General features: G+C 67.3%; 16 protein-coding genes. 10 read left to right on the forward strand and 6 right to left on the reverse strand.

Going from position 1 to position 18,271, the window contains the following annotated elements:
• From JO059_RS20805 to purD, 3 genes are all read left to right on the forward strand, one after another.
• The coding region (locus JO059_RS20805; protein WP_293322241.1) for an HNH endonuclease signature motif containing protein at positions 1 to 1,166 on the forward strand (1,166 nt) is incomplete at its 5' end.
• 308 nt (positions 1,167 to 1,474) lie between these two features.
• Entirely contained in the window at positions 1,475 to 2,659 is a 1,185-nt protein-coding gene (locus tag JO059_RS20810) for a serine hydrolase domain-containing protein (protein WP_293322243.1), read from the forward strand.
• A 34-nt stretch (positions 2,660 to 2,693) separates the two neighbouring features.
• The gene (gene purD / locus JO059_RS20815) at positions 2,694 to 3,962 is read left to right on the forward strand and encodes a phosphoribosylamine--glycine ligase (protein ID WP_293322245.1); all 1,269 of its coding nucleotides are present in this window, start codon (positions 2,694 to 2,696) and stop codon (positions 3,960 to 3,962) included.
• Here purD and JO059_RS20820 read toward each other — a convergent pair.
• Together JO059_RS20820 and JO059_RS20825 are read right to left on the reverse strand one after the other, a co-directional pair.
• Positions 3,959 to 5,542, reverse strand: coding sequence for a gamma-glutamyltransferase family protein (locus tag JO059_RS20820; protein ID WP_293322247.1), 1,584 nt, complete (start codon positions 5,540 to 5,542; stop codon positions 3,959 to 3,961). The two genes, purD and JO059_RS20820, sit on opposite strands and share 4 nt — an antisense overlap.
• A gap of 75 nt (positions 5,543 to 5,617) precedes the next feature.
• Positions 5,618 to 6,526, reverse strand: coding sequence for an alpha/beta hydrolase-fold protein (locus JO059_RS20825; protein ID WP_293322249.1), 909 nt, complete (start codon positions 6,524 to 6,526; stop codon positions 5,618 to 5,620).
• 42 nt (positions 6,527 to 6,568) lie between these two features.
• On the opposite strand from JO059_RS20825, the gene JO059_RS20830 reads away from it, so the two are divergent.
• Positions 6,569 to 7,204, forward strand: coding sequence for a TetR family transcriptional regulator (locus JO059_RS20830; protein ID WP_293322309.1), 636 nt, complete (start codon positions 6,569 to 6,571; stop codon positions 7,202 to 7,204).
• A 5-nt stretch (positions 7,205 to 7,209) separates the two neighbouring features.
• Here JO059_RS20830 and JO059_RS20835 read toward each other — a convergent pair whose 3' ends face one another.
• A complete protein-coding gene (locus JO059_RS20835) occupies positions 7,210 to 7,941 on the reverse strand; it encodes a DUF429 domain-containing protein (protein ID WP_293322252.1) in 732 nt (243 codons plus the stop codon).
• Between the two features lie 141 nt (positions 7,942 to 8,082).
• Here JO059_RS20835 and purB point away from each other — a divergent pair, with 141 nt between their 5' ends.
• Genes purB through JO059_RS20850 form a run of 3 tightly spaced genes read left to right on the forward strand, consistent with a single transcriptional unit; the run spans position 8,083 to position 11,734 of the window.
• Positions 8,083 to 9,501, forward strand: a complete 1,419-nt coding sequence (purB, locus tag JO059_RS20840) for an adenylosuccinate lyase (RefSeq protein WP_293322254.1) — start codon at positions 8,083 to 8,085, stop codon at positions 9,499 to 9,501.
• Positions 9,498 to 10,724 carry a cytochrome P450 gene (locus tag JO059_RS20845; protein WP_293322256.1) on the forward strand — a complete coding sequence of 409 codons (1,227 nt, stop codon included), beginning with the start codon at positions 9,498 to 9,500 and terminating at the stop codon, positions 10,722 to 10,724. The genes purB and JO059_RS20845 overlap by 4 nt, the downstream gene beginning before the upstream one ends.
• Positions 10,721 to 11,734 (forward strand): tellurite resistance/C4-dicarboxylate transporter family protein, encoded by a 1,014-nt coding sequence (locus JO059_RS20850; RefSeq protein WP_293322258.1) that lies wholly within the window; start codon positions 10,721 to 10,723, stop codon positions 11,732 to 11,734. Before JO059_RS20845 ends, JO059_RS20850 begins: the two co-directional genes overlap by 4 nt.
• Here JO059_RS20850 and JO059_RS20855 read toward each other — a convergent pair.
• Positions 11,699 to 12,319 (reverse strand): hypothetical protein, encoded by a 621-nt coding sequence (locus JO059_RS20855; protein ID WP_293322311.1) that lies wholly within the window; start codon positions 12,317 to 12,319, stop codon positions 11,699 to 11,701. The two genes, JO059_RS20850 and JO059_RS20855, sit on opposite strands and share 36 nt — an antisense overlap.
• A gap of 60 nt (positions 12,320 to 12,379) precedes the next feature.
• On the opposite strand from JO059_RS20855, the gene JO059_RS20860 reads away from it, so the two are divergent.
• Positions 12,380 to 13,285, forward strand: a complete 906-nt coding sequence (locus JO059_RS20860; RefSeq protein WP_293322260.1) for a phosphoribosylaminoimidazolesuccinocarboxamide synthase — start codon at positions 12,380 to 12,382, stop codon at positions 13,283 to 13,285.
• Positions 13,285 to 15,453 carry a S9 family peptidase gene (locus JO059_RS20865; RefSeq protein ID WP_293322263.1) on the forward strand — a complete coding sequence of 723 codons (2,169 nt, stop codon included), beginning with the start codon at positions 13,285 to 13,287 and terminating at the stop codon, positions 15,451 to 15,453. The genes JO059_RS20860 and JO059_RS20865 overlap by 1 nt, the downstream gene beginning before the upstream one ends.
• Here JO059_RS20865 and JO059_RS20870 read toward each other — a convergent pair.
• A complete protein-coding gene (locus JO059_RS20870) occupies positions 15,382 to 15,837 on the reverse strand; it encodes a DoxX family protein (protein ID WP_293322265.1) in 456 nt (151 codons plus the stop codon). The two genes, JO059_RS20865 and JO059_RS20870, sit on opposite strands and share 72 nt — an antisense overlap.
• A 95-nt stretch (positions 15,838 to 15,932) precedes the next feature.
• On the opposite strand from JO059_RS20870, the gene JO059_RS20875 reads away from it, so the two are divergent.
• A complete protein-coding gene (locus JO059_RS20875) occupies positions 15,933 to 16,496 on the forward strand; it encodes a TetR/AcrR family transcriptional regulator (protein WP_293322267.1) in 564 nt (187 codons plus the stop codon).
• Positions 16,497 to 16,503: 7 nt separating this feature from the next.
• Here the strand turns inward: JO059_RS20875 and JO059_RS20880 are convergent, their stop codons facing one another.
• On the reverse strand, positions 16,504 to 18,123 hold the full coding sequence (locus JO059_RS20880; RefSeq protein ID WP_293322269.1) for a DHA2 family efflux MFS transporter permease subunit: 1,620 nt from the start codon (positions 18,121 to 18,123) through the stop codon (positions 16,504 to 16,506).
• Positions 18,124 to 18,271 lie beyond the last annotated feature (148 nt).

Below are 18,271 nucleotides of genomic sequence, written 5' to 3' on the forward strand. Positions count from 1 at the left end.
GTGAAGAAGAGCTGGGTGGCACGCTGCGCTCGGCGTTGGCCGATAGGTTGCGGATCACCAAGCCCGAGGCGGGCCGGCGCATCGACGAGGCCGCCGATTTGGGTGCACGGCGGGCGTTGACCGGCGAGCCGCTGGCCCCGCAGCTGAGCGCGACCGCGACCGGCCAGCGAGAGGGTTTGATCGGTGACGGGCACATCAAGGTGATCCGCGGCTTTTTCGCCCACCTGCCCGCCGAGGTGGACCTGTCGACCCGCGAGGCCGCCGAGGCGGATCTTGCCGATAAAGCAAAAGAGTATCGGCCCGACGAGTTGGCCAAGTACGCCCAGCGGATCATGGACTGGCTCAATCCCGACGGCGAGTTGACCGACGCCGAACGAGCCCGCAAGCGCGGTATCACGCTGGGAAACCAAGAATTCGACGGCATGTCACGGATCAGCGGCCTGGTGACCCCCGAATTGCGCGCGGCCATCGAGGCAATGCTGGCCAAGCTGGCCGCGCCGGGGGCATGCAATCCCGAGGACGAGACCCCGGTGGTGGATGCGACCCCCGACGAGGATGCGGTGCGCCGTGACCACCGATCCCAAGCCCAGCGCAATCACGACGCATTCCTGGCCGCGCTGCGCGCCCTTTTCGCCTCGGGTGAGCTGGGTCGCCACAACGGGCTGCCGGTGTCGATCGTGGCGACCGCCACCGTCAAAGACCTGCAAGCCGCCACCGGCAAAGCGCTCACCGGTGGCGGCACCTTGGTGCCCATCTCGGATGTGATCCGCTGGGCCGGCCACGCGCATCACTACCTGGCGATCTTCGACGGATGCAGGCCGCTGGCGCTGTATCACACGAAGCGATTGGCTTCTCCCGCGCAGCGAATCATGTTGTACGCCAAGGACCGTGGCTGCACCAAGCCCGGCTGCGACGCACCGGCCTACCACAGCCAAGTCCACCACGTCACCGGGTGGACCACCACGCACCGCACCGACATCGACGACCTGACGCTGGCGTGCGGCCCGGACAACAGGCTCGCCGAAAAGGGCTGGACCACCCGCACCAACGCCCGCGGCGAGACCGAATGGATCCCACCCCCGCACCTGGACTGGGGTCAACCCAGAACCAACGCCTACTGGCACCCCGAAAAGCTGCTGGCACCCGACGACGACGAAGGAGATTGACGTCGGGCGGCCGCGAAACGTCCTGGGCGAGTCGAAGTCTCGAACTCCGATCCAGCTCGGAGTCGACGTGGGTGAGATGCGCTCGCACGCCGCGCGGAGTTGCACGTTACCGGTGCGCAGGCGATCCGCAAGCTGATCGGGAGACCCACGTCGCGCCGATTCAGAGGTGCGCGTCTGTCGGTCCGGGCCATGCTAGCCAGCGTGCTGCGCTTACCTGCAGCAAACATTGGTGGAAACGCCTAAACTTCCACCCGACGCATTCGATGGTCTAAGCCTTTCGGCCAATGTTCTCCAATACAGGAGGTCGGATGAACAGCCAGACACTCATCGATGCTCATTTCACGACGGGCGTGCTGCACGGCCATTATGACCGCCGCTTCGAGGCTCTCGTTGCGGGGCTGGCCGAAGAAGTCACTAACGGTGGAGAACTCGGCGCCGCCATCGCCGTCGACATCGACGGCGAGCTTGTCGTCGACATCTGGGGCGGGCATGCCGACAGAGCGAAGACCCGGGAGTGGTCGGAAGACACCATCGTCAACGTCTTTTCCAGCACCAAGAACGTGACCGCGCTGGCGGCGCTGATGCTCGTCGACCGCGGGCTGCTGGATCCGTTCGCGCCGGTCGCGAGATACTGGCCGGAGTTCGCCGCCAACGGCAAGCAGGACATCCAGGTGCGCCACGTCCTGAGCCACACCTCCGGCGTGTCGGGCTGGGAGATGCCTTTCACGCTCGAGGACATCTACGACCGGGAAAAAGCGACGGCGCAACTCGCCGCGCAGGCGCCGTGGTGGCCACCGGGGACCGCCTCCGGCTACCACGTCGTGACCATCGGCCACCTCGTCGGCGAGCTGGTCCGCCGGACCACCGGCAAGACGCTGAAACAGTTTGTGCGCCAAGAGATCGCCGAGCCGCTGGGCGCCGACTTCCAGATCGGCGCCCGACCCGACGACGAGTCCCGCATCGCCGAACTCATTCCGCCGCCACCGCTGGACATCCCACTGGACGCGGTGCCGGACGACCATCCGATGCGCAAAACCTTCGCCGCGATGCCGCCCACTCCCGACTCCGCGTTGGCTGCGGAGACGCCCGCATGGCGGCGCGCCGAGATCGGGTCGGCCAACGGCCACGGTAACGCACGGTCGCTGGTCCGCGCGCTTTCGCCAATCTCCTTGGGCGGCATGGCGAACGGAGTACAGCTACTGCGCCAGGAGACCGTCGACCTGATCTTCGAAGAGCAAGCCAATGGCACGGATCTGGTGATGGCCATGCCGGCACGGTGGGGCATCGGCTTCGCGCTGCCGCTTGCCGAGGCGGTGCCGGATATCCCCGACGAGAAGGTCTGCTACTGGGGCGGCTGGGGAGGGTCCATGGCAGTCATGAACCCGTACTGCCGAACCACCTTCGCCTACGTGATGAACAAGATGGGACAGGTCACGCCGGCCGGGACGGAGCGCACCCGCAAATACACCCGGCTGATCTACCAGGCCCTGTAGGCGGGGGCCGGGCGCACGGCTACTCTGACGTGTCGTGCGCATCCTGGTGATCGGTTCCGGTGCCCGTGAGCATGCGCTGCTGCTGGCGCTTCGCAGAGACCCTCAGGTATCGGGGCTGGCGATTGCTCCGGGAAACGCCGGCACCGCCCGGCTGGCCGAGCAGCACCACGTCGACATCACCTCCGGCGAGGAGGTGGTCGCCCTGGCCCGCGAGGTGCGGGCCGACATGGTGGTCATCGGTCCGGAGCTGCCGCTGGTGCTGGGGGTGGCCGACGCGGTGCGCGCGGCCGGGTTCGTCTGCTTCGGCCCCGGCCGAGACGCCGCTCGCATCGAGGGCTCCAAGTCATTTGCCAAGGAGGTCATGGCCGCGGCCGGTGTGCGCACGGCCGCCAGCGAAATCGTCGACAGCCCAGGACGTTTGGATGCGGCCCTGGATCGGTTTGGACCGCCGTCGGGTGACCCGGCCTGGGTGGTCAAAGACGACCACCTGGCCGCGGGTAAGGGAGTGGTGGTGACTGCGGACCGCGACGCCGCCCGCGCCCACGCAGCCGGGCTGCTCGAAGCGGGCCATCCGGTGCTGCTGGAGTCCTACCTCGACGGACCCGAAGTTTCGCTGTTCTGTGTTGTGGACGGCAACACCGTGGTCCCGCTGTTGCCCGCACAGGACTTCAAGCGCGTGGGCGAGGGCGACACCGGGCCGAATACCGGCGGCATGGGTGCCTACGCGCCGCTTCCCTGGCTGCCCGATGACGTGTACCGGCACATGGTGAGCCAGATCGCCGAACCCGTTGCGGCCGAGCTCGTTCGGCGTGGCAGTCCGTTCTGTGGGCTGCTGTACGCGGGGCTGGCGATCACTGCGAAAGGGCCGGCGGTCGTCGAATTCAATTGCCGCTTCGGGGATCCGGAGACGCAGGCCGTGCTTGCCCTGCTGGACTCGCCGCTCGGGCAGTTGCTGTACGCCGCTGGCACCGGCAGGCTGGCCGATTTCGGGGAGCTGCGGTGGCGTGAGGGAGTGGCCGTAACGGTGGTGCTGGCGGCCGAGAACTACCCAGGACGGCCGCGGGTCGGAGACGTCGTCGTCGGTTCGGAAGCCGAGGGCGTGCTGCACGCCGGGACGGCCCGGCGCGACGACGGCGCGATCGTCTCCTCGGGTGGCCGGGTGCTTTCCGTGGTCGGCACGGGTGCCGACTTGGCCGCCGCGCGTGAGCAGGCCTACTACACCATTGGTTCAATCAAGTTGCCCGGCAGTCACTTTCGAAGTGACATCGCATTATCGGCCGCGGAGGGCAAGGTCCGTATCTAGAAGGCGACGGCCTGGCCGTCGCGACGGGGATCGCTCACCCCGAGATATCCGTCTTCCAGGCACCAGATCGCCTGGCAGCTGCCGAATGTGCTGTGATCGTCGACGGCGATGAGCTCGTGGCCGCGCCGCTCGAGTGCGTCGAGCGTCGCAGCCGGGAAGCCCCGTTCGCAAACCACCTGGATGCCGTGCACCCACCGGAACCGTGGACCGTCGCACGCCGCTTGCGGGTTCTGACCGTGATCGGCGATGCGCACCATCACCTGCACGTGGCCCTGTGGCTGCATATAGCCGCCCATCACGCCGAAGCTCATCACCGGCGCGCCCTCTCGGGTGACGAAGCCGGGAATGATCGTGTGATACGGACGCTTGTTCGGCCCGACGCAGTTGGGATGGGCTTCGTCGCAAGCGAAATCCATGCCGCGGTTCTGCAGTGAAATGCCGGTGCCGGGTACCACGACGCCGGACCCGAATCCCTGGTAGTTGGACTGGATCATCGACACCATTAGGCCGTCGGCGTCGGCGGCAGTCAGATACACCGTCCCGCCTCCCGGGGCGCCGGCGGTCGCCGGCTTCGCCCGTGAGCGGTCGATCAGCTTCGCCCGCTGGCTCAGATAGTCCTTGTCCAGCAGGCGATGCGGGCGCAGAGTCATATGGTCGATGTCAGCGACATAGGCTTGCGCGTCCGCGAAAGCCAGCTTGACCGCCTCGATCTGCAAGTGCACGCTGTCCGCGGAATCGGCCGGAAGCGAGGACATGTCGAAATGCTCAAGGATTCCCAGCGCGATCAGCGCCACGATCCCGTGCCCGTTGGGCGGTAGCTCGTGGACGGTGTACCCGCGGTAGGGGGCCGCGATGGTGCCGACCCAGTCCGCGCGGTGCGCCGCCAGGTCGCTGCAGCGCATGGCCCCGCCGTGGTCCAACGCGTGCGCCTGAAGTCTGGCGGCCAGTTCCCCGCGGTAGAACGCCTCGCCATGCGTTGCCGCGATCTGCTCCAGAGTTGCTGCGTGATCCGCAAGTCGGATTGTTTCACCGGCTTTCGGCGCCCGTCCGCGGATCATGAACGCATCGGCGAAGCCGGGTTGGTCCTTGAACACCGGCACCTGGGCCTTCCATTGCTCCGCGATCGTGGGTGACACCAGGAACCCGTTGCGGCCGTAAGAGATTGCCGGCTCGAAAAGCCTGGCGAACGGGAGCCTTCCGAACTTGGCGTGCAGCTCCGCCCAGGCCGACACCGCGCCGGGCACCGTCACCGAATTCCAGCCGAGCGCCGGGACGGGGTTGCCGCCGAAGTACTCTGGTGTCCACGCCGCGGGGGAACGACCGGACGCGTTGAGCCCGTGCAGCCGTTGACCGTCCCAGACGATCGCGAAGGCGTCCGACCCGATGCCGTTGGACACCGGTTCCACGATGGTGAGCGTGACCGCGGTGGCGATCGCCGCGTCGACGGCGTTGCCGCCCTCGGCGAGCATGCGTAGACCCGCTTGTGCGGCAAGGGGTTGCGACGTGCATACGACGTTCGACCCGAGGACAGGCTTTCGCGGCCAGGCGTAGGGGAAGTTCCAGCCGAAGGGAGTGGTCACCGTCGCGAGCGTAACGCCGTTGCGATCTTCGACGACATTTTTCGCAATGGCGTTACGTCCGCGGCCCGAGCATCATCAGGCCGTCAACAGCGGCGCCATCCACGTCAGTTCCGCCGGAAGCTGCGAGCTCCAGAACTCGCCGTTGTGACCGCCGGGCGAGAAACCGCCGGCCGGCGGGTTGGGTAATTGAGCGATGAACTGTTTTGTGGCGGCATAAAACGGGTCGCTGTCCCCGCAGTCCACCCGGATGGGGATCGACGCCAGGGCCGGCATCCCGAACACCGAGTTCGCGGCGAAATCGTCGGGGCCGTCGAATGCGCCGGGCGCGGCAGCCCCGGGGGACAGCCACAGCGCGGGGCTCACCGCACAGATCGCCGCGGTCCGTGCCGGCCCCAGGCGGCCGCCGAGCAGCAGTGCGCCGTAGCCGCCCATCGACCAGCCCAAGAAGGCCACCCGCGAGGTGTCCAGCGCCTGGCCGGCGAGCATCGGGATCAGCTCCCCAAGCACCATGGCGCCCGCGTCCTCGCCGGAGGCCCGCTTGTGCCAATAGCTGCCGCCGCCGTCGACGGCGACCACCGCAAACGGTGGCAGCCCGGCGTTGACGGCCTGAGCCAGACCCTGCTCGACGCCGCCGGCCATCACGGTGGACGCGTCACTACCTTTGCCGTGCAGCGCGATCACCGGCCGCAGCGGCTTGGTCTGACCGGGTGGACGCGCGATTGCCCAGTTGGTCGGTACGCCCCCCCGCGCCGCCGAGACGAACGAGCCCGTCACCATCGTGGGGGTCGGCTCGAGGGGCGCGCTCGGCGCGGGCGCCAAGGGACGTTGGGTACCGGCCGTGGAGACCGCAGTGGCAGGCGCGGCGTGCGAGGTGCGGGTGTGAAGCAGGAGGTCGAGCGCATAGGCGCCCACGGCGCCGACGGTCGCACTCGCACCCAGGCCGAGCAGCGCGCGGCGGCTCATATCGGGCATGCGGGCCATCATGCCAGGCCTTTTGTTAAAAATGGCAATGCAGTACCACTTTTGCTGGCACGATGGCTAGTCGTGACTGCAGCGGTAACTCCGAAAGGAGAACGTCGACGGTATGCGCTCGTGAGCGCCGCCGCCGAGCTGCTTGCAGAAGGCGGGTTCGAAGCCGTGCGCCACCGGGCGGTTGCCAGGCGGGCCGGCCTGCCGCTGGCCTCCACCACCTACTACTTCTCGTCTCTCGACGATTTGATCGCCTGCGCCGTCGAACACATCGGCATGATCGAGGTGGCGCAGCTGCGCGCACGGGTCAACGACCTCTCCCGGCGCCGCCGCGGGCCCGAGACCACCGCCGAGGTGCTCGTCGATCTGCTGGTGGGCGACATCGCCGCCCCGGGACTGGCCGAGCAGCTGATCTCGCGATACGAGCGCCATATCGCCTGCACACGCCTGCCGGCATTGCGCGGAACCATGCGGCGCAACCTGCGCCAGCGGGCGGAGGCCGTCGCAGAGGCCATCGAAAAGTCGGGCCGTACGGTGCACATCGAGCTGGTCTGCACCCTGATCTGCGCGGTCGACGGTTCGGTGGTCGCCGCCCTGGTCGAGGGTCGCGACCCCGCGACGGCGGCGATGTCGACCGTGGTCGACCTCATCGACGTGCTCGCGCCCATCGACGAGCGGCCCGTCCGGATCTGATCCGGCTAAGCGGGCAGCGAAGGCGTCACGACGTACCCGGTGGCGAAGTCGCCATAGATCGTGATGCCGGCCGGGCAGCGCTGGGCATACAACGCGACGTAGGCGCACACGACGGCATCCACCGGATCTTCGGCGCGCCGCAGCTCGCTTTTGCGTTGCGCGTTGTGCACCCGACGGCGCAGCGCCGTCCAGTCGTCACTGGCCGCGACGCACAGCGGCACCGCCGCATGCGCGAGCTTCTCGATGCCGTCCATCAGCAGTAGCAGCTCCGACCTGAGGCCGGCGAGGTCGCGGCCCGGCTTGGCCTTGTACTTGAGGGTGCGCGCCAAGCCGAACAGCACCACGGTCGCCGGGTGCGGATAGACCTCGATGGCGCGGCGGGTGGCCGTTGATCGGGGGTTCATGTCGAGGTCGAGCGCACGGGCCAGGAGCGCACCGCGCGGCGTCCCGGCAAACTCCGGTCGGCCGGTGTTGGCCGGGTGCGCGCCGGCTTCGAACCTGCGGAAGTCGCGGTTGAGTGCGGCCTCGGCGGGTCGCTGGCCGGTGCGGTTGGTCACCACCAGCGGCGCGTCGAAGGCGACGACGCAATCGCCGCGCAGGTAGGGCGACAACGCGTCGAGCACGGCGGCGTCGTCACGGACCGCTCCCAGGTGCACCAGCCTGCCGTCGTCGTCGACCACCGCGACACCGCTTGGATTGCGAGTGCCCCAGGCCAGATCCACGCCGGCGAAGAACATCCGTTCAGCGTAGGGCGCTGCGTAGGGCGGCGCGGGCGACGTCGAATGTCACGCCAGGGCGACTGGCTGCCCGATTTCTCGCCGCCACGTTACGGTCGGCGAATCGAAGACCGGGCCGCCGCGACCGTAAGCTACTTCCTTGTGAGCATTCCGAACGTCCTGGCCACGCGATACGCCAGCGCGGAGATGGTCGCGATCTGGTCGCCGGAGGCCAAGGTCGTCGCGGAGCGGCGGCTGTGGCTGGCCGTCCTGCGGGCGCAGGCCGAATTGGGAGTCGATGTCCCTCCCGACGCCATTGCCGATTACGAGCGGGTGCTCGAGGACGTCGACCTGGCCTCGATCGCGGAGCGCGAACGGGTGCTGCGCCACGACGTCAAGGCCCGGATCGAGGAGTTCAACGCGCTGGCCGGCCACGAGCAGGTGCACAAGGGAATGACCAGTCGCGATCTGACCGAGAACGTCGAGCAGCTGCAGATCCGGCGGTCGCTGGAATTGGTGTTCTCCCACGGCATCGCGGTGGTGGCGCGGCTTGCCGAGCGGGCGGTGACCTACCGCGACCTCGTGATGGCCGGGCGCAGCCACAACGTCGCCGCGCAGGCCACGACTCTGGGAAAGCGCTTCGCCTCGGCGGCGCAGGAGACGCTGATCGCGTTGGGCCGGATCGGCGAGCTGATCGACCGGTATCCGCTGCGCGGGATCAAGGGCCCGATGGGCACCGCGCAGGACATGCTCGACCTGCTCGGCGGCGACCCGGCCAAGCTCACCGAACTCGAGGGCCGCACCGCCGACTTTCTGGGCTTCGCAACGGTTTTGACCAGCGTCGGGCAGATCTATCCGCGCTCGCTGGACTACGAGGTGATCTCCGCGCTGGTGCAGCTCGGCGCCGGGCCGTCGTCGATGGCCCATACCATCAGGCTGATGGCCGGACACGAGCTCGCCACCGAAGGGTTCGCGCCCGGACAGGTGGGTTCGTCGGCGATGCCGCACAAGATGAACACCCGAAGCTGCGAGCGGGTCAACGGACTACAGGTGGTGCTGCGCGGCTACGCCTCGATGGCCGCCGAACTGGCCGGCGCCCAATGGAACGAGGGCGATGTCTTCTGCTCCGTGGTGCGCCGAGTGACCTTGCCGGACAGCTTCTTTGCCATCGACGGGCAGATCGAGACGTTCCTGACGGTGCTTGACGAGTTCGGTGCCTATCCGGCGGTGATCGGCCGCGAGCTGGACCGCTACCTGCCGTTCCTGGCGACCACCAAGGTGCTCATCGCGGCGGTGCGCGCCGGCATGGGTCGCGAGGCCGCCCACCACGTGATCCGCGAACACGCGGTGGCGACGGCGCTGGCGATGCGAGAACACGGCGCCGAGCCGGACCTGCTCGACCGGCTGGCCGCCGATCCGCGGCTGCCGCTCGACCGGGCCGCTCTCGACGCGGCACTGGCCGACCGGAAGGCGTTCACCGGTGCCGCCGGTGATCAGGTGGACGACATGGTCGCGATGGTGGACGCGCTGGTGAGCCGCTATCCGGACGCGGCCAAGTACACCCCGGGTGCCATCCTGTGACTCTCGCCGGTGCGCTGTCGGGGATCGATTTCACCGATCTGGACAACTTCGCCAACGGGTTCCCGCACGAGTTGTTCGCGATCCATCGGCGCGAGGCGCCGGTCTACTGGCACGAGCCCACCGACAACACGCCCGACGGTGAGGGCTTCTGGTCCGTCGCCACCTATGCGGAAACGCTTGCGGTGCTTCGTGACCCGGCCACCTTCTCGTCGGTCACCGGCGGCCGGCGACCCTTCGGCGGCACGTTGTTGCAGGACCTCGCCATTGCTGGCCAGGTGCTCAACATGATGGACGACCCGCGGCATTCGCAGATCCGCCGCCTCGTCAGCTCGGGGCTGACCCCGCGCATGATCGGTCTGGTCGAGGACGATCTGCGGGCCCGGGCGCGCCGGCTGCTGGATGCCGTGGTGCCCGGCGAACCATTCGACTTTCTGGTCGATATCGCCGCCGAACTGCCGATGCAGATGATCTGCATCCTGCTGGGAGTGCCCGAATCCGAACGTCATTGGCTTTTTCAGGCCATCGAGCCACAGTTCGACTTCGGCGGGTCGCGCAAGGCCTCCCTGTCGCAGCTCTCGGTCGAAGAAGCCGGCTCGCGAATGTACGCCTACGGTCAGGAGCTGATCGCGTCCAAGCGCGCGAAACCCACCGACGACATGCTGTCGGTGGTTGCGAACGAGCCCGGATTGTCCGACCTCGAGCTGTACCTGTTCTTCAGCCTGCTGTTCAGCGCCGGTGCGGAGACGACGCGCAATGCCGTCGCCGGTGGACTGCTGGCCCTCGCCGACCATCCGAACCAGTTGTCTTCTCTGCGCGGCAATTTCGACCTGTTGCCGACCGCGGTCGAGGAGATGGTGCGGTGGACCTCGCCGTCACCGTCGAAGCGTCGCACCGCCACGCGGGACGTCACGCTCGACGGACAGTCGATCGAGGCGGGACAGAAGGTGCAGATCTGGGAGGGCTCGGCCAACCGGGACGCCGCGGTTTTCCCACACCCCGACGAATTCGATATCACCCGGAAACCCAATCCGCACTTGGGTTTCGGCCAGGGCGTGCACTATTGCCTGGGCGCCAATCTGGCCCGGCTGGAACTGCGGGTGCTGTTCGAGGAGCTGTTGTCGCGATATTCCGCGGTGCGGGTGGTCGGGCCCGTCGAATGGACCCGCAGCAACCGGCATACCGGCATCCGGCATCTGGTCGTGGAGCTACTCGCGGAGCGGTGACGATCAGGCTGGGCAATCTCGAGCCGTCACCCGATATGTTCGCGGCGGTGATGGCCACCGGGATCCTGTCGATCGGCGCGCGCGATCACCACTACCCGGTGGTCAGTGACACTTTGGGCGTCCTGGCCACCGTGGCTCTGCTGGTCCTCATCGCGCTGGCGCTCGTCACCGGGGCGCTCCGGTCCTGGGATTTCGGTGACCCCGATGTCACCCTTCGACTGTTCACCTTTGTGGCCGCCTGCGCGGTGCTGGACAGCCGGCTCGCGTCGCACCGAGTCGTGTTACGAGTCCTCGGTGTGGTGGCCCTGACGGCCTGGGTTGTGTTGACGCTGTTCACCGCACGAAATATGTCGGCATGCCGCTGCACAGCGTTGCGGGACCGCGCGCACGGCGCCTGGGAACTGGCCAGCGTGGGCACGGCCGGCATGGCGATCGTGGCGGCGACGCTCGCGCGGCACGACCACTGGTGGCTTTGGCTGGCGGTGCCGGTCTGGGCGGGGGCGCTGTGCATTTACCTTCTGATGACCTGGCTGATCCTGTGGCGTGCAGTCAACGAACGCCAGCATCGTGAAGGCTTCGCGCCGGATAGCTGGATCCTCATGGGGGGCTTGGCCATTGGGACGTTGGCCGGCTTGGACATTCAGGATATTCACGCCGCGGCGCCCGCCTGGTTGGCCGGGCCGGTGCTGGGGGTGACGGTGTTCACCTGGGCGGCGGCCACGCTCTGGATACCGCCGCTGGTCTTCTTCGGCCTGCGCCGCATCGGCCGGCGCCCTACAATTCTGCGCTTCGCGGGTGTGTGGTGGGCGCTGGTCTTCCCGCTGGGCACGTACTCCGCCGCCACCTACGCGATGGCCGCCGAGATCCACCGGCCCTCGCTGGCCACCGCCTCGCTGGTGTTCTTCTGGGACGCGTTGGCGGCATGGCTGATCGTCGTCGTCGCCGGACTGCTGCGCTTGTGGCGAGCCCTGGGCTCAGCGCGCTCGGATCGTGATTCCGGCCGACCGTAGTTCCAGCGCCGCCAGTGCCCGGATGACCGTCGGATCCTCACGTCGCCATCCTCCGACGGGATCCGCGCTGATCGCCGCGAGTTTTCGTGGCGCCCGGCTCGTCAATGCCCGCAGCGCCAGCAGCTGTTCGCCGGCCGGGGTGGCGGCCAGCCCGGTGACCGCCCATTTGCGCCGGAAGAACCGGAGACGCAGGACCAGCCACGGCATGTCGACGATGAGGATCGGCACAGCGACCACGGCCACCGCCAGCAGCAGCGCCAGCCAGCTTGCCGTGGTGTCCAGGCTGTGCCCGGCATTCGCGATGTCGAGGGCAGCCTCGCTGGCCGAGGTGAGCGGCTTGCTGACCGCATCACCGACCACCGGGATGCGCTGCGCGCCATGACCGGCGGATGCCAGGCTGCCCGCGATCCCGTTCGCGCCGTGCTCTACCTGCCGGCCGGCTTCGGAGATCGTCGCGATGGCGTCGTACACGGCCAGGCCGACAAGCACCCATATCGCGGTCCATACCAAGACGGCGAGATCGCTGACAATCTGGGCCGCCAGCCGGGCGGGTCTCGTGGCATAGGGCAGAATTCGCGATGTCACCGGCGTCATACCGCAATACCAGCACAGGTCTGGAGGTGCGGCGCCCGTTACGCTGACCCGATGCGTCCCGCACTGTCCGACTACCGGCACGTGGCCAGCGGCAAGGTCCGCGAGATCTACTGCGTCGACGACCGGCACCTGTTGTTGGTGGCGACCGACCGGATCTCGGCCTACGACTACGTCCTTGACAGCACGATCCCGGACAAGGGCCGCATCCTGACCGCAATGAGCGTCTTCTTCTTCGGTCTGGTCTCCGAATTCACCGACATCCCCAACCACCTGGCCGGCGCCCCCGACGATCCCCGCATCCCCGACGAGGTGCTTGGCCGCGCCCTGGTCGTGCGGAAGCTGGACATGCTCCCGGTCGAATGTGTGGCTCGCGGTTACCTGACCGGATCGGGACTTTTGGATTACCAGGCGACCGGCAAGGTGTGCGGCATCGCGCTGCCGCCGGGTCTGGTCGAAGCGAGCAAGTTCGCGGCGCCGCTGTTCACCCCGGCGACGAAGGCGGCACTCGGAAAGCACGATGAAAACATCTCGTTCGCCCGGGTGGTCGAGCTGGTTGGTGCGGTGCGCGCCAACCAGTTGCGCGACCGCACCCTGCAGATCTATGTCCAGGCCGCCGATCACGCCCTCAGAAAGGGAATCATTATCGCCGACACCAAGTTCGAATTCGGCACCGACTGCGACGGCAACCTGCTGCTGGCCGACGAAATCTTCACCCCGGATTCCTCGCGGTATTGGCCGGCCGAGGACTACCGGGCCGGTGTGGTCCAGACCAGCTTTGACAAGCAATTCGTCCGCAACTGGCTCACAAGTCCCGAGTCCGGCTGGGACCGGCACGGCTCACAACCGCCGCCCCCGCTGCCGGACCACATCATCGAGGCCACCCGCGCACGCTATATCGATGCCTACGAACGGATTTCGGGCTTGCGCTTCGATGATTGGATCGGGACGGGCGCATGATGGGAAGTTCACCCGCGCTGCCCCTGCCACCGTCTCCACCCGCGGCGAAGCGGGTCGAGACCCGCCGGGAGCACCACGGCGACGTCTTCATCGACCCGTATGAATGGCTGCGCGACAAAGACGATCCGGAAGTCATCGCCCACCTCGAGGCCGAAAACGACTACGTCGATCGGATGACCGATCACCTCGCACCACTGCGGGGGCGGATATTCGATGAGATCAAGTCGCGGACAAAGGAAACCGATCTCTCCGTGCCGACTCGGCAGGGTGATTGGTGGTACTACGCCCGCACCTTCGAAGGCAAGCAGTATCGCGTTCAGTGCCGTTGCCCGATAACCAATCCCGATGACTGGGATCCGCCGGTTCTCGATGAAAGCACCGAGATCCCCGGGGAACAGGTATTGCTCGACTCGAACATCGAAGCCGAGGGCCACGAATTCTTCGCACTGGGCGCCGCCACGGTCAGCCTGGACGGCAACCTGCTCGCATACTCGGTCGACGTCGTCGGCGATGAGCGTTATACCCTGCGGTTCAGGAATTTACGCACCGGAGAGCAGTACGCCGACGAAATCGCCGACATTGCGGCGGGAGCGACGTGGGCGGCCGACAACCGCACCGTGTATTACCTGACCCTGGATGCCGCCCACCGTCCCGATCGGGTGTGGCGGTATCGGCTCGGGTCCGGCGAGCCGTCGGAGCTGGTGTATCACGAAGCGGACGAACGTTTTTGGCTGGGGGTGGGACTCACCAGAAGCGAGAAGTACGTGTTCATTGCGGCTGGGTCGTCCATCACCTCTGAGATGCGCTACGCCGATTCCGCGGACCCACATGCGACGTTCACCGTGGTGCTGGCGCGCCGCGCCGGCGTCGAGTATTCGGTGGAGCACGCAGTGGTCGGCGGGCGGGATCGATTCTTGATCTTGCACAACGACGATGCCGTGAACTTTACGCTCACCGAGGCGCCCGTCGGCGATCCCACGCAACAGCGCACCTTGATCTCGCACCGCGACGACGTCCGCATCGAAGCAGTGGACGCGTTCGCCGGCCACCTCGTGGTCAGCTATCGGCGTGCGGCATTGCCCCGGCTGCAGCTGTGGCCCATTGGAGTGGATGGTAGTTACGGTGAGCCGAAAGAAGTTTCTTTCGACTCCGAGCTGATGTGGGGCGGGCTGGCCGGTAATCCGAATTGGGAGTCGCCCAAGCTGCGGATCAGAGCGGGTTCGTTGATCACTCCGGCACAGATCTACGACATCGACTTCGCCAGTGGTGAGCGCACATTGCTGCGCGAGCAGCCCGTCCTCGGCGACTACCGGGCAGGCGACTACGTCGAGCGGCGCGACTGGGCGACGGCGGACGACGGCACCCGGGTCCCGGTGTCGATCGTGCACCGCGCCGACGTCGAGTTTCCGGCACCGGCGCTGCTGTACGGCTACGGCGCCTACGAGATTTGCACCGACCCGAGCTTTTCCATCGCGCGGTTGTCATTGCTGGACCGCGGCATGGTGTTCGTGATCGCCCATGTCCGCGGCGGCGGCGAGATGGGCCGGCTGTGGTACGAGCATGGCAAGCTGCTGGAGAAGAAGAACAGCTTCACCGATTTCGTCTCGGTGGCAAGGCATCTGGTGGACTCGGGCCTGAGCCGTCCGCACCAGTTGGTGGCGCTGGGAGGCAGTGCCGGCGGTTTGCTGGTGGGCGCAGTCGCTAACCTGGCACCGGAGCTCTTCGCCGGAATTCTGGCGCAGGTCCCGTTCGTCGACCCCCTGACGACCATCCTCGATCCCTCGCTTCCCCTGACGGTCACCGAGTGGGATGAATGGGGAAACCCGTTGAGCGACAAGACCGTTTACGAATATATGAGGTCTTATTCGCCCTACGAGAACGTCGCAACCAAACAGTATCCGGACATCCTGGCGATGACATCGTTGAACGACACCAGGGTGTACTACGTCGAGCCGGCCAAGTGGGTTGCCGCCCTGCGGCACGCCAACGCCGACGGCAACGCGGTGCTGTTGAAGACTCAGATGAACGCGGGACACGGCGGCGTCAGCGGTCGCTATAAGGCTTGGCAGGAAACGGCTTTCCAGTATGCGTGGCTGCTAGCTGCTGCCGACCACGACCGCTACGGCGGCGGCCAGGAACACGATCTCGATGGCGACCCGCAGAGGTAGCTTCGTCGTCATCGACTTGGGCGGATCGGGCATGCGCGCGGCATAGACGTTGGCGGGGAACATCGCCAGCATCAGCACCAGGAGACACGCCGCCGCGGCGAACCGGGTCGCCGGAATCAACAGGCCCACGGCACCCAGCAGCTCCAACAGGCCGGTGATGGTCACCAGGAAGCCCGGGGCGGGCAGCCGGGGCGGCACGATCGCGATGAGGTCGCGGCGCAGCGCGGGCGCGAAGTGCGCGAACCCCGTCAGCATGAACATCGCCGCCAGGCCGACGGCGAGCGCCGCGGTCCAGTTGTCGACGTAGGCGTGGCCAGACCAGCCGAGCAGGCCGATGCTGCGCGCGGCAATGGTGCTCACCAGCAGGGTGATCAAAGGGGCCATTTCGAGGTTTCCAATCTTGACACTGACAAGTTGTGCTGTCGCCCAACGTAGGCGACTATCTAGTCACTGTCAAGTTCACTGGGTATGCTGGCGTCATGCACCGCACCAATTACCACCACGGCGACCTGCGCGCGGTGATCCTGTCCGAGGCGGCCCGGCTGGTGGCGGCGCGCGGGGCGGACGGAGTCTCGCTGCGCGAGCTGGCCCGTACCGCGGGCGTGTCACACGCGGCGCCCGCTCACCACTTCGCCGATCGGCGAGGACTGTTCACGGCGCTGGCCGCCCAAGGATTTCGACTCCTGGCCGATGCGCTGATCGAGGCTCGCGGCGACTTCACCGCGGCGGCTCTGGCCTACGTCCGGTTTGCCATCGAGCATCCCGGCCACTACCAGGTGATGTTCAACAAAACGCTGCTCGACCCCGCGGACGCCGAACTGGCCGCCGCGGAGGCGGCCGCGGCGGCCGAACTCTCGCGCGGCGTCGCGACCTTGCGCGATCCCCATGCGCGCGCCGACCCGACGGGCGCTCGGCTGGCGGCATGGTCACTGGTGCACGGGTTTTCGATGCTGTGGCTCAACGACGCCGTCAGCGACCAGGTACGGCAGGACGATCCGATGGAGACCGCGGCGCGGATCGCGACGATGCTGTTCGAGGCTTGAGCCGAAGTCAGTCGCTGCGCGGCACCGTATCGCTCGCGGGCTTCTTCGGCAGAAATGCCGCCGGGACGATGGTGGACACCACCAGGACGACGGCGATCACGAACACCGCCGTGTATGCGTGTGAAAGGTCGCGCACGACATTGCTCCAGAAGTCCGGCGCCAGCGTCCGCGCGGGCAACGCGGACTGCGCCGCGGGCGCCCCGGTGCCCGCGGCCTTCTGCTGCAGCGCGGCCAGTTTGTTTGCCGCGGAGATGTTTTCGCTGTGATTGAACTGGTTGGTCAGCACCATCGACATCAGTGCGGTTCCGATCGAGCCGCCCACCTGCTGGCTGACGCTGATCAGCGTGGTACCGCGGGCGATCTGGTGCGGGGCCAGTGCCTGCACCGACGCGACGGACAGCGGCATCATCGTGCAGCCCATGCCCAGGCCCATGATCGCCAGCCCCACCAGCAGGGTCGGCAGGTACGCCGCCTGCCGGGCCACACCCAGGGTGAACATGCCCAGGCCGGCCGTGATCAACGCGATGCCGACCAACACGATCTTGCCCGGTCCCTGCCTGTCGACCAGCGGTCCGGTCAGCCGCATGGTCAGCATGGCGCCGAGTCCCTGGGGAATCATGTGCACCCCGGCCTGCATCGGGGTCTTGTGCAGCACCTGCTGGAAGTAGCTCGGCAGCAACAGGCAGCTGCCGAAAAACGCGACCGCGAACACCACCATCGTCACGTTGGCCTGGGTGAGCACGCGGTTCTTGAACAGCCGCAGATCGATCAGCGGGTGATCGGCTCGATGCCACGCGTGCACCACGAACGCGCCGATCAACGCCAGGCCGACCGTGGCCGGCAGCACGACGTGGCGATCGGCCACCGTCCCCCGGGCGGGGATCGACGACACCCCGAACAGGAACGTGGCCAGGCCGGGGGAGAGCAGCAACACGCCAACGACATCGAATGTCTCCGAACGCGCGGGATGATCTCTCGCGAACACGATTGCCGCGAGGACGATCGTGGCCAGGCCGATCGGCAGGTTGATCAGGAAGATCCATCTCCAATCGGCCTTGCCGATGAGCCAGCCGCCCAGGATGGGTCCGCCGATGGGGGCGAGCAACATGGGGATGCTCAAAAGCGACATCAGCCGGCCCAGCCGCGCGGGGCCCGCCTCTCGGGTCAAGATCATGAACGTCAGGGGCAGGAGCATGCCGCCGCCGACGCCCTGTACGACGCGGAATACTATAAGCTGCAGTATGTTTGACGCCAACGCGCACAACAGCGAGCCCGCTGTGAACGCCGCCACCGATCCCATGAACAGCCGTTTGGTGCCGAACCGGTCGGCCGCCCAACCGGTCACCGGAATCACCGTCGCCAACGCCAGCGAGTAGCCGGTCATCGTCCAGCCGACAACCGCCTGCGTCGAACCGAATTGGTCGATGAAGGTGCGTTGCGCCACGCTGACGACGGTGACGTCCAGGATCGCCATCACCGTGGCCAGGATGCACACGCCCGAGATCTTCAGCAGGGGGGCGTCCAGCCGGTCGGGATAGACATGGGCAGGCGGCAGCTGACTGGGGGCGATGGCCGGCGGGGGGTCGGGCGCGGCCGAGCGAACCTTTTCCATGACGCTGTCCAGCATATCGAGCCGACCGCCGTTCGAGGCGCGGTCCGCGTTTGCTGGGCGGCCGCGGGCTCGGCGGCGCCGAACCAGCATGGCCGCCCCGAGCGGACGGTACGAAGCGCAGCTAAACACGCTTGGGCGCGTGTGCTGACCGCGCCGCCGGGGA

It is taken from the genome of Mycobacterium sp. (assembly GCF_019247615.1).
Lineage (GTDB): Bacteria > Actinomycetota > Actinomycetes > Mycobacteriales > Mycobacteriaceae > Mycobacterium.